We start from the raw sequence: 13000 nt of genomic DNA, 5'->3' as shown, positions 1-13000 counted from the left end.
CCTTTCGTACGGCGACGTCAGTTCGCTGGTCAAGGCATCTTGGGGGACAACATGGGTTGGGGCTTTAGGAAAAGCATAAAAATCGCGCCCGGTATCCGCGTCAATCTCAGTAAGAGCGGAATCAGCACATCAATCGGTGGAAAGGGCTTCACGTACAACACCCGTGGCCGCATCACCGCAAGCATTCCGGGAACCGGAATCAGATATACGACAAATTTGAAGAGCAGAGAATCGAGCCGTCGGGGCAGTCACGGCACGTCTGAGAGCACCGGTACTGAAAATACGAATACTGAGAACCTTTCAAAGAGAGAGCAGGCAACGCAGGACTTCGTCTACAAGGTGCAGTCGCGAACGACGAATGCGCTTCGACAGTATTTTATCTCCCACGGTGTTTACGTCGAAGATGATGACATCGGCGAAGCGGTCAAACTCGAGGCGTTTCAACCGTTCCTCAATACGCTCGCGAACGATTCGGCGCTCACAACGAAAGCTATCAAGTTAGCCGTAGACATCGGCACGGTCTCGCTCGCAGAAAAAGAAAAGGCGATGCTGGCGGTCTACGAGATGGAGCACAAATGTGCCGCGGCGCAAGGACCTCGCGGTGAGTTGCAGACAGCCGCCAGCGCTTTGATGGCCAGAGTGCAGGCATGGCCGAGTGCTCCTGGATTTGTTGGTCCTCTCTTTGCTGCGCTGTTGGGTTGCTTTCTAGTGGCCGTGCTTAGCGTGCCCGTGGGGCTTGCTTTGACTGGATTCGCGCTCGCCTACGGTGGATACAAGACTCTCAGTTTCATGCGCAAGAGGTCCGTTTCCTCCCAAGCCATAAAGGAGACGAACGAGTGGTTTCAGTCCAAACTAACTGTGGAGGTCACGCCGCGACCAGCCATCCGTTCGAGTAAGGACTATGTTGCCGTCAAGGCAGCGGCATCCGCAACAGTCACTGCAGCGGCGCTCATCTACACCATCATCGTCCATCCTCACCACCCAGCGTCCAATGGGAATGGCGAACAGGTCACGCTTCAATCCGCCACAACCGCAGACGGTTCGAATGGCGTTGTGCCGGCTGCCGCTACTGCCACGGCACTGAATACAGGCCACCCGGTTCCGGATTTTAGCTGGCTAGTGGGTAAGTACCCGTCTGATGTCGTGAATGACAAACGATTCCGTTCTGCTTTCAATGGCGTCTCGCGAGCGGACTGGAAAAAAATCTCGGAGCGGCTTGCCGTGGTGAACTCTTCCGGAATTCAGATGCAAGACGGTTATCTGGTCGCGCAAGGGTGCAAAGAACATGAGTGCAGTACGGAGCAAGCCGCGTTTGCCATCAATGCAACATCCGGCAAAGGCGTGATGCTCGTCAACCAAAACTCAAACTCTTCGGGTAGCGCCTCCATAAAGATATTCCAGTGGCCTGACTTGCCCGTCGGTGTCACTCCACTATCAAGCTGGGCGCAGGAGGCCGTAGGTACAGACGCCGCGCCTTCGGCTCAAACGGCTTCATTCCAGCAGACCAGCTTTGATTGTTCGAAGGCTCATTCCGACGCAGAGCACATCATATGTAGCGACGCTGAGCTGGCCTCAGATGACGTTCAGTTGGCTGCAATCTACGCCAAGGCCAAAGCCGTTGCGGATGACCCAGTAGCATTCAAAGAGCGGACCCGGGCTCAATGGAATTACCGCGAGCAGCAATGCCATGAGCGCGAATGCCTTATCCGGTGGTACGCCGACCAGAATGTTGCGCTTGCAGCGATTGCGGAGACCGGTAAGGTTGCTCAGTAAAGTAAGTGCTCGCGCGATTGCTGGCGCTGAGCGTGGTTGAAACGTAAGCGCGCGAAATGAAATCCAACAGAATAGACTCGACGAAGTAAGGGCCGGTGTGACAATTACGCAAATTAAAAAGCTGCAGGGTTATCGAATATTCCGGGACTTCACTTGGGATGGCCTGCCAGACTTCGGACGCTATAACCTAGTTTACGGTTGGAACGGTGCCGGGAAGACGTCGCTCTCGTCCTTGCTTCACTCCGTGCAGCGGCGACAGCCTCTGGAATCCGGGGTCGCTGAGTTGGTGATAGACGGAAACGTCGTGACCGGTACTGACTTCGCGAACTTGAATACGTCTCCGATACGTGTATTTAACCGAGATTTTGTCGACCGCAATGTCTTCGAGACACCGGGCGTGGCGCTCCCGCCCGTTTTCTACCTTGGCGAGGACAGTGCCGAAAAGCAGAGGGCGATAATCTCGCTCGGAGAGGAGCAGGACGCGCTAAATAAGGCACTGAAGGAACTCGGCGCCGAAAAGGACGCGGAGATTTCACTGCAGAACACGCTCTGCACCAATCAGGCGCGGAGCATTCGAAATCTCTTGATGGGTGACGCGCGCTACAACAACTATGAGGCACCGCGCTTCAAAGAATTGATGCGGACTTTTTTTTCCACGGCAGTGCTGCCCGAGGCGTTGCCGCGTGACAAGCGGGTTGAAGCGGAAAATGCAATTGTCGGAAAAGCTTTGCCTAAGCTGATGGTGCCAAAATTTGGTCAAGCTGACCTCGCGAGCCTTAATGGTAGATTGGCCGCCGAACTGAAGACGACTGTCGTTGCTAGCACAATTGAAGAACTTGTGGACAAGCCCGAAGTTGCTGCGTGGGTCGAACGCGGCCTCCACCTTCATTCGAACGGTCGGAAGCATTGTCACTTTTGCGAGCAGGAACTGAAGCCGATGCGGCTAGCAGCTCTGTCTGCCCACTTCAACGACCATTTCAATGCGCAGCAGGGACGATTGAGAGCGCTTTCGTCTGAGGTCGAATCGATGCGAAAAGCAGCGCGACAGCGTCAGATTCCTGAACGTTCTGCTATCTATCCACAACTCCTCGAACAATACGACCTCGCACTAAAGAAACTGGAGCAGCATTCGCTCTACGTGGACGCATATCTCGATGGGCTCACGCGTGCGATAGAGGCAAAGAAAGCGCAGCCATTTTCAGAGCTCGACTTGTCGGACTATCTTTACGTTAGCACCGCAGAAAATACAAAAGGTTTCTGGACGTTTCTAGCGCTTATAGTTGATGGAATCAACGCGGTGGGGGCCAGTTCCGGGGGAGTCGCAATGCAGACCATCTGCGACTTGGTCACGAAGCATAACGAGCACTCAGATAACTTTGAAAGAGCTGCCGAAGAAGCGCGTAAAAATCTGGAACTTGACGAAGGTTTGAAAGCCTTTGCCCAATGGGCAAAACACGAAGCTCGTGTGAACGAACTGGTTGACCGTATCAAAGTTTTGCGAGTGCAGCTGAGCCCGTTAGGCGGACGAATTGCGCAATTGCATCGAGCTATTCGCCATCATCATCAGCCTGCGGATGAGTTGACGCAAGAACTTGCTGCGTACCTTGGCCGCGACGAACTGCGCTTTGAGCCAATGGAAAATGGCTACACTATTATGCGGGGAAGGGTGCCGGCGATGCATCTGAGTGAAGGCGAGCGCATGGCCATCGCCTTTATGTATTTCCTCAAGACACTTGAAGATTCTGATTTCAAGCTACGGGAAGGCATTGTTGTGATTGACGACCCGGTGTCGAGCCTTGATGCAAACTCGCTATTTAGCGCGTTTGGATATATGAAGGAGAGGACAAAGAACGCGAAGCAGCTCTTCGTGTTGACACATAACTTTAGCTTCTTCAGGCAAGTGAAAAACTGGTTCAACTTCGCGGGCAAATTGAAGAACGGTATCTACAAGCCCGAGACATCCACGGTATCTCACTTCTATATGCTGTCGATGAAGGTGAATGATGGTGGACGCAACGCGTTTCTTCGGACCTTGGACCCACTGCTTCACGAATACGAATCGGAATATCACTACCTGTTCCGCCTTGTAAAAGACGGTGCAGCGATGGTCCCCCCCCAAAGCCTGTCCGACGTATACGGCTTGCCAAACGTTGCTCGGCGTCTTCTCGAATCCTTCTTGTCGTTCAGGGTGCCGGGACACGCCGGTAACTTAAAGCGACAAATGGAAGACTTGGAGGGTGAACCTGCAATGATGTCGAGAGTCATCCGATTCTTGCATACGCATTCGCACATGGAGCAAATTTCGGAACCGGAGCATGACCTTTCTGTCCTTTCTGAGGCGCCCGCGGTCCTCGCAGATTTGCTTGCGCTCATCAAGCGTAACGACGAGAGGCACTACGACGCCATGATGGCGTTGGCTTAACGCACTCAAACAACACGCAAGCTCCTGCTCAAGCCGCAGGAAGTAAAACAACATACAAGGACCAACTCCCTCGTGAACCTCGAGCTGTTCAAGAACTACGAATCTGCAACCGGGACTACCGAGGCCCACAAGGCGACCCGCAATCTGCATCCCTGCGCATGCACGGCAACGGCGACCTCGTGATGTATTACGCGCCGTTCGAGTGGGTGAATCCCTCGGCGAAGCTGGTGCTCGTGGACGCTACTCCCCCGAAGGCGCAGGCCGACATTGCGTTGACCGAGGCGAACCGCGCACTGGTTGAGGTGCTCCCGTCTCCGAGGTGCTACGCCGCGCCAATCTCGCGGCCGCCTTTACCGGTGTGACGCGCCAACGCGTCATTTCGCTGCTCGACCATATTGGCGCGCATCACGGGTTGGGGCTGGGCACGAGCGCAGACCTGCTAGGCGAAGCGGGCGACTTGTTGCAGGTGCGTCCGTGCTTCATTTTTCCGTGCTCAGGAGTCTCGTTCCGACGGAACTCTGCCAAGGCGCCCTGCGTACTCGGCCCACCGCAGCAAACCGCAAGGTCTCGTTCGCGGGCTCAAATCAAAGGGAAGTTCAAGCGCAGGCGGTAGTCGGAACAGGCAATGGGTCGGCGAACTGCCATGCACAAGGCAGTCGCCATGCAGCGGCCTTGTGCGCTAGCTAGCGCGCGATTCTTATCGACAGGGGATGGTGAGAGGACTTCAGAAGGTGCGGCTTATTTGGCGGATGACCGGAGGGGTAGCCGCCGGGCCGCCCGTCATGCTGTCTGCGAAATCAAGCGGTTCCCCGAGTGGGAAAGGGTTTGCAGGGCAACTCCAGACCTCGGCGGACGCTGCCCGAGAGGCCGCCCTCTCCGCAAGCGCACGCGACCGAAACTGGAGCCGCGATGTTCTGATAAGCGGCATCCTTCGATGGCTTACAGAGCCCAGCAGAACCCGCAACCGTTACGGTTACAAACTGTTTCAACTTTTGGTCTTAAAAGTTAATTTACGGGCAGCCTTTTTTCGTGGTTAATCGAGTGGCCTTGCAATATCCAACTGTCATTTTAGGATGAGTCTGTGGGAAGTAAAGATATTTTTCTGCTCGCAACCAACCGGGCTTAATGTCGCCACGATTGTTCATGGGGCACCCCGAGTCGCAACCTGATAGGAGTTTCCGCTAATGGACGTGATGCACCAATTCATACTGGGAAGTTCACTTACCGGGCAGCGGAGGGATATGCTATTAGCACCTTCGATTATTCGAACGCTTCGCTGGCCGCGTGAGCACACCATCGAACACATCAACCCTGCCGCGTACGCTAAGCTAGCAGACGCGATTCATCGTGCGCTGTTTAAGCAAGGCGACGTGATGTGTGGAGCGCTTTTTCAGATGCTGGACGCGTATCTAGCTATAACGGGACGACGTTTGTCGTTCGCAAACAATCGATTCAACTCGATTGACATTCTGGTGGGTTTTGCCGGCGCACTGTACTCCGAAAAGTTTCTTCACGCGAGTTTGGACACCCGGTACAAGTGGGCATATGGATGGAGAGCTGCGCTGGCGATTGCATGCCCCAGCGCGTTTTCTCGGATTGAAGCGCCGTCTACTACGAAGGTCTCCGCTTGGTTCACAGCTGGCGCAGCAGAATTTGAGACCATGAAACTGCGCAGCGACCAGGTTGACTTGTGGCGAGGATGGCCTGTTCCAAAATCAAACGGACTCATCGCATGGCCTGACCTGCGAAAGCTTTATCTCCGATATGGTAAAAAGTTCGCAGACGATATTGCTGTCTCGCTTGGCGGATGGACTGGCGGACGAAAAATCAATGGCTTATCGGTCGAGACTATTTTCCTTGACTTTATCGCAGACCAGCCGAGCGACTGGGACAAGAAAAATTTTCGTTCGTATAGTAAGTTATCCTATCTAATGGTGCAGTTCGTGATTCATTTGACTGGCCTGTACGCCCGGGAAGGAAATCAATACTCGACCCTCGCCTCCGATTGGAATCGCTTCGTGAATTTCGCGACATCATTTCTTTGCACAGGGGGCTTCTTTGCGAGGCTTTCGAAAGAGGATTTTCCAGCGTTGCCTTCGAAGCAGACGGGTCATCCGGGCACTCACCGGCGGACGGACAGCAACGGAGCGACGTACATTACCAAGCTGCTGACTGACATTCCGCTGCACCTTAGTCACGAGGAAGCTGCCGACCTCATTTACTTCAAGATTCAAGCACATCTGAATTTAGTGGAGCGGTGGGCGAAATGTGAGGTCGATGCATTGTGGGCCCGGTTTCAAAGACGTCAGGAACTTGCGAAAGTCGGTAGTGTGAAAAAAGTCCTCTCCTCGCAGTTGTGGGACGGGCGAACTGCTTTGATTGACCGACAGAACCCCAACTGGGAGGCCCATGCGTGCGCTACTTTCGCATATCACGGTTTCAAAATGAGAAGGGACGGAGGTCACCGCATGCTCTATCCACGCCCACTAGAGAACCTGGCACACGATGTTCTCGCTTTGCCGGTATCAGGGGCACTTCTGCCTCATCTGACCTTACTAGTCATTGACCATCCTGAACTGACTCCAAGCTTCCTTGAGAATCTTCGACTTTTTGATAGTGACAATCAGTTGTCTGGTGTGGCCGAAACCGACGGTGGCTGGATACTTGATGGTGACAAGTTCCGGCGAGGCCCGGAGAACTCAGAGCAGAAGATTCAGCTTTCAGAGCGAAGCATGGGAATTGTGGCTCAGGTAGTTCATATTACTCAACCTCTGCGAGACTACTTGCGGGCGAAGGACGACCCAAATTGGAGATACCTCTTTCTTCACTGCGGCAAGGGCTTCTCGAATCCTAGTCGAATCAGAATCTCACATGACACATCCAGATTCCGAAACATCGGCAGCTTGAAACACCAGTTCCTCGCCGGTGGACAAATGTCAGACTTGGACGCAGTTACCCTAGCTGCTCGCTTTTCTCTCGTTGTGGTACGCGCGACAACTGCTGTCGTAGCGTACATCCGTGAACCGGATATTCACAAGTTGGCTCGTCTGCTTGGTCACAAAGAGCTCGATGTCAGACTGCTGGAGCGGTACCTGCCGGCCCCTTTGCTGATGTATTTTGAGGAGCGATGGGTCCGTCTTTTTCAATGCGGAATCTTAGTGGAGGCTCTTAAAGGCAGTAAGTACCTCCTGCCGTCCATAGGCTTCCAAAGCCTCGAAGAGTTGAATCGGTTTATCGCTCATCATGCTCTCAAGTGGGCAGCCCGTCCGAAAGCCGACGAACAGGAGGACCCGGCACACCTCTTCGCCTCAGTTGTTTTTTCCGTTGATGAAGAAATATTGACGTTGTTACTGGCGGTCCAAGCTGCGGTTGCCAGTGCTCAGCAACCGGTGTCAAAGCTTGCCATCATGTGGGACGAATATGCCGGGAAGTTGTTTGAGTATATTGAGCACAGCTCTCCACCTCGTGACGACTTCCGAATGATGCTCAAAGCAGCGAGGCGGCGTGACTGTTCTGGACTGGTGTCTCCGGAGGCAATCTATGCTTAAGAACATGCCGGAAGGATTGTTGGAACGTCTCCAGTCTATGCTGCATTCGCGTACTTCAGCCCTGCAGGTGGCGACTTGGCTCAAAAGTCCCTTTCCGGCGAATACTTGGGTCATGCAATTCGGCGATTATGAACGCACGATTGAGTGGTCCGTAGCATTTGGAAAGGGGCGTCTAACGGACAAAGCTCACGCCGAAATGCTCGAGACGTTCAAATTGATAGTCACTAGTCGAGCACACCCAGCCACTATGAGAGGGAGAGTAATGGATGAGCCCGCGACCAAGCAGTTGGTTTACCGGGCGTGCCGGTTCGTCGACTTCTTCCTGCTACAGAACGACCGGTTCAAGCTCGACCGGTATGGATTCGATTTGGTCACGGAGAGTGACTTCGATGAACTTCTGTTCCGCTGTGCGGCAGGACCGAACGATGAAGAGGTCATATATCACTGGTCAGAGCGTCTCGCCCGATGGCTCGACGAGCAGGTACATGAGAACCAAGGTGATGTCGACCAGCTGTTGAAACGACACGAGGTGTTCGGCGACATTTCAGTTCCGGAAGAAGATTGGACTCTGACGTCGGATAGGACTCAACTCGCCTCCTGGAGAGCTGTGCTTTGGCTGCTGAAGATGTATCGAACTGCGGGAACTCACGACTACCGGTACGTGCCGTATGTCCCCAAATTGACGGAGATTATCTACAAAGATACGATTTTCGGAAGAGGGAGAAAAGCGATACCCGATGAGCTCTGTCTCTACCCCGTTGAAAAGTACCGCCGGGAGTATCCGGGTGTTGACGTCCGTACCATCGAAAGAGACAGGCCCTCCTCGAAGTACGTTCAAGCATGGAGAATGACAATCTTCAGCTTGTCAACGTTAGCTAGCGCTGGAGTGGATGTGCCTCTCGACGCCGTCGAAGCAATCCGGGACAAAGACGCGAGCCGCTATGAAGCGAGCACCCCGGGCCGGTACCGGAATCCACCGGTCTGGCAAGTATTGGACGGCATACGGCACGCTATTGAGTTCGCGATGGAACATGGCGAAGACTTACTTCTGAGCTACGCGAACCTGATGAAAGCCGCGAAGGCGGAGAATACCTCTCTCCAAGCGCTCGTTTGCAACAGAGATGTTCGGGAATTTATGACGGAAGGGGCACTCAACTTTGGAGTCTCCACGTTCTGCTTGCGACAGCGCGCAACAAACTGGCCGCAGTTTAGAAAATGCGACAACAGGCCCAATCCGAACAAATTTTTTGAGGACCTTCGTAAGGGGCGCGGACTGTTACAGAACATTCATGTCTTATACGGTTCGATTGCTCATGTGATTGGTCCAATCACAGCACGTAGGCAAATCGAGCTCCTGAAGTTGCCGACTGTTGGGTGTTTGGATTCCTCGCGGTCTTACATTGTCTTTAGGAATGCGAAATCGGGAGCTGGTGGATTACGTCAGGAAGAGTCTCGGCCGGTGCCACCTATAGTTGGGCAAATCGTTTCAATCGTGGAAGATTTTCAATCCCAGCTCGTTCATGCCGGTTGTACGGACGGCTTCGGAGCGTTGTTTAGTATGCCAGGACACTATGGACTGCGTGTCCCTCTCCCTGTTTCGTTCAACATGGCTTTAGACGTCTTCTGTGATTATTTCGTTACGCCAACAAACGAACATGGGTGTCGGCACTACCTGCGGGAGCATCAGTTCCGTCGGTTCTTGATTATTACCTTCTTCTTCGCCGCACGACAGGGCAATCTGAACACGCTTCGCTGGTTCGTTGGCCAAGTGGACGCCGCACATTTGTGGCACTACCTGACCAACACAGTCTCGGGGGATATGAAACGGGAGGCTGCCGCTTATTTCCTTGTCGATGAGCTACGCCTTCCCGAAGAGCAACAGGTCGTTGAACTTCATGAGCGTGTCCGTAAGGAGTTGGGTGACCTTGCCGAAGCGCATTTCGGAACGCGGAGGTTTTCGCTTATTGATGCGGACGCCCTTGAAGACTATCTAAATCTACAGATGAGAAAAGGGCTCGTGGTCGAGCCAGTGTTTCTTCCGCAGGCTGACGGCCATCAGTACAAGATTGTGGCTCGAATTGAGAGGCGGAAATGACTGCCAAGCGCAAACCACGTACGCCGAACGAGAAATCAGTGGTCGCGCTCGAAGTGTTTTTGGGAAAAATCATCGGAAACCCTCGAGCATATCTAGGTGACACCCATCTGTTTTCTGCGTTGAAGCGGCAAAGTCGTCTTGCCAAGTATTCGAATGTGGAGCATCGCATTACAGGAACCTCGAGGTCAACAGTCGAACGATTAGCCGCCGCAGTGCTTGACGGAGGGTTCGAGGGCCTCAATTCTCTTCGGGAGACGGCCCTAGCGGCCGTTGAAGAAGAAACGCGGATAAGCCTCAAATCCAAACATCGAACTAAAGCGCGGCTGAGCGAAGATTTGACGGCAGCGAATTTCGCGCACGTTCAAGCCATGGTTGACCTCTGGCATGTGACGACGGCGTTTCACGAAGCCCTCAAGGCTGGCAGACGCCTCGCGAATCGCTCGCGCAGTCCGGCCATGGTTGAACTATGGGATAAAGAGGAAGAAAGACTGCTTGCAATGTTTGACCTTGCGAATCGACCGGTTGTGGAAATTGGTAGTGCTACTGAAACTTGGCTGGTCCAGTTGAGGCAGCTATGAGTCGCGGAAAGGGACGCACACAGCTATTCGTCCGGGCGCCTGCTGGGACAGAAGTATTTCGCTCATATGAACGAAGTCAGATTCGCACGATTAGCGTAGGTGGAATGCCGCTGCCGAGATGGCCTGATGGGCGTTGGTGCATGGAGATTGCCGCCTACATGGCATTTCTGCTGGCACAGAGCCGCTCGCTATTTGACCGCGGCGGGACGCTTGGTACATACAGTTCAGAGTTGAGCCCGGTAGTGCGTTACTGCCATGCAAACAAATTGGATTTCCACCGTCTGACGGACGCGCAATTCGTACTGTTTATGCGTGGGCTGGCTGCGGAAAAAAGGTCGGATGGTGAGCAAGTCAAGTGCAACACAACAATTCTTAGAATCGGGCGACGCACGCTCAGCTTTCTCGACTTTGTAGGAAAGAGGCGGAACATCGCCGACTACGTGGCTCCAACAGGTCCACACATTCAAGCGTACAAAAAGACCTTTTCAAAAAAATTGTCTGGAAATCAGGAGGTCCGCGTCGAGTATTGGCATCACCCGTGTTTTCCCGAAAAAAGTGCGGAGAATCGTAGAAACCCGGTCACCGAGCACAACATCAATCTATTGCGTCAAGCAGCGGTTACATCGAGCCATACGTCTGCGCAAAAGATGCGTCGGCTAACAATTCTCCGGTTCCTAGAGGCAGTCGGACCGCGACGAATAGAGGCCGCAAATCTAAAGGTCGATGATGTCATGCGTGCCAAAAAAATGGAGCGACCTTTCATCGACCTAATGACCGTCAAACGTAGGGGGGCGCCGCAAATACGGAAAGTTCCGATTTCACATGCGGAATTGGATTTCCTAATCGAGTATATCGAGCTTTACCGAGCGCCGATTGTTGATAGATGTTTGGGAAAAAATGACCATGGGTTTGTTTTTGTCAATGTTAGAACCGGAAAACCCATCACTCCGGATACCGTGACGCTGGAAGTCCACATCTTGAGGAAGGCGGCTGGAATCAAGGAAAAGGCGCATCCCCATCTGTTCCGTCATCGATTTTTCACGATGAAGGTCTATCGGTTTATCGTCGCTCATAAAGTTACCAATGCGCAGCACTTCTTTGAGCTATGCATGAAATTCGAGCATTTGAAGGTCGAGATTATGCAAGAGACTGGCTTGACGACCGAAAGCACGCTGCACCGCTATGTGGACTGGGCGTTCGCATTAATGCCGCTACTGATGGAGGAGCCGTCGCCATCTGTCGAACTTCAACGATTGGCGCGGGAAGGAAGGGCTGAGCTAGCGGAACTCCAGGCTGAACGCGAGACGCTTGACGCCTTGCAGTACGCCGACAGGCTTGAAAAAGGTCTGATGCGTCTGGTCGACGAGTTGTCTAGGACTGTAGGCTTTGAGACCAAACGAAGTGAAAGCGGCGCCATGCTCGCGGACGCTCTCGGTCTGGCCAAGCGCTGACGCGCGCGCGGTCGGCAGAATATGAAGTTGCTCAACCCCAAAATGTTCAGAAGCCATACAAGCTTTTGATTTATATAGCAATCGGCGGTGAGCAACTTTTTGACAAAAGCGAAACAACTGGTTCGTCGAGGAACAGCACACCGAGATGCGCGAGCGTGATTTCGCCCGGCTGCGGCGGATTGCGCCCGCCGACGAGCGCCGCCGCGCTCGACGAATGATGCGGCGCGCGAAACGGCCTGCGCCGCCACTGCTCGGGCGTGAAGCCCGCCGCGCTCGCCGAGAGAATCGCGGCGGACGTGAGCGCTTCGTCGTCGCTCATCGGCGGAAGCAAGCCCGGCAGGCGCGCGGCGAGCATCGACTTGCCCGCGCCGGGCGGGCCGACCATCAACAGGTGATGACCGCCTGCGGCTGCGACTTCGAGCGCGCGCCGTGCCGCTGGATGACCGATCACGTCGGCCAGATCGGCGCTCGACGCTGGCTGGGGCGCAAGCGTCGCCGCTTCGACCGGTCTCAGCCGCGCATCTGGCACGCCGTTGAGATGCGCGCAAAGCGTCGGCAGATCGGCCGCGCCGAAGACGTCGATGCCGGGCACGAGCGCCGCCTCCGCCGCGCTCGCGAGCGGCACGTAGATTTCGGGGATGCGCGCGTCGGGCTCGCGCAGCGACGCGTATTGGCGCGCCGCGCCGCAGACCATCGCGAACGCACCGCGCATGGGGCGCAGCGCGCCGGTCAGCGACAGCTCGCCGGCGAATTCGCGATGTGCCAGCGACTCGGCCGGAATCTGCCCGCTCGCGGCGAGAATGCCGAGCGCGATCGGCAGATCGAAGCGGCCGGATTCCTTCGGCAGATCGGCGGGCGCGAGATTGACGGTGATTCTGCGCACGGGAAAGTCGAAGCCGCAGTTCTGCAGCGCGGCGCGCACGCGCTCGCGGCTTTCGCGGACTTCGAGATCGGGCAGGCCGACGATGGAAAACGACGGCAGCCCATTGGCGAGATGAACTTCGACGACGACTTCGGGCGCGCGCCCAGGGGCGGGCGCGCGGCTGCGGACCACGGCAAGCGACATGATTTCACCTGAATCGGCGCAAGGACCGCGCCGGCAATAAAACTAGAAACTCACGGCTCGCTAGCCG

At 54.8% G+C, this 13000-nt stretch carries 6 protein-coding genes and 1 pseudogene; 6 read left to right on the top strand and 1 reads right to left on the bottom strand.

The window, feature by feature from the left end; translation table 11 throughout:
- Positions 1 to 51: 51 nt before the first annotated feature.
- The 6 genes from LY284_RS11580 to LY284_RS11555 all read left to right on the top strand — a co-directional run bounded on the left by LY284_RS11580 (position 52) and on the right by LY284_RS11555 (position 11867).
- Positions 52 to 1773: a DUF4236 domain-containing protein gene (locus tag LY284_RS11580; RefSeq protein WP_233386130.1), complete on the top strand. Its 1722-nt coding sequence runs from the start codon at positions 52 to 54 to the stop codon at positions 1771 to 1773.
- A gap of 97 nt (positions 1774 to 1870) precedes the next feature.
- A complete protein-coding gene (locus LY284_RS11575; protein ID WP_233386122.1) occupies positions 1871 to 4195 on the top strand; it encodes an AAA family ATPase in 2325 nt (774 codons plus the stop codon).
- A gap of 1184 nt (positions 4196 to 5379) precedes the next feature.
- A complete protein-coding gene (locus tag LY284_RS11570; protein WP_233386119.1) occupies positions 5380 to 7743 on the top strand; it encodes a hypothetical protein in 2364 nt (787 codons plus the stop codon).
- A complete protein-coding gene (locus LY284_RS11565) occupies positions 7736 to 9838 on the top strand; it encodes a hypothetical protein (protein ID WP_233386116.1) in 2103 nt (700 codons plus the stop codon). Before LY284_RS11570 ends, LY284_RS11565 begins: the two co-directional genes overlap by 8 nt.
- A complete protein-coding gene (locus LY284_RS11560; protein WP_233386114.1) occupies positions 9835 to 10416 on the top strand; it encodes a hypothetical protein in 582 nt (193 codons plus the stop codon). The genes LY284_RS11565 and LY284_RS11560 overlap by 4 nt, the downstream gene beginning before the upstream one ends.
- 140 nt (positions 10417 to 10556) lie before the next feature.
- The gene (locus tag LY284_RS11555; protein ID WP_233386106.1) at positions 10557 to 11867 is read left to right on the top strand and encodes a tyrosine-type recombinase/integrase; all 1311 of its coding nucleotides are present in this window, start codon (positions 10557 to 10559) and stop codon (positions 11865 to 11867) included.
- Positions 11868 to 11988: 121 nt separating this feature from the next.
- On the opposite strand, the pseudogene LY284_RS11550 reads toward LY284_RS11555, so the two are convergent.
- Positions 11989 to 12933 (bottom strand): annotated as a pseudogene (locus LY284_RS11550) (YifB family Mg chelatase-like AAA ATPase); the annotation flags it as partial.
- Between the last annotated feature and the right edge of the window lie 67 nt (positions 12934 to 13000).

The sequence above is a fragment of the Caballeronia sp. PC1 genome, assembly GCF_021353155.1.
Lineage (GTDB): Bacteria > Pseudomonadota > Gammaproteobacteria > Burkholderiales > Burkholderiaceae > Caballeronia > Caballeronia cordobensis.
This window is presented reverse-complemented; position numbering and strand designations above follow the sequence as displayed.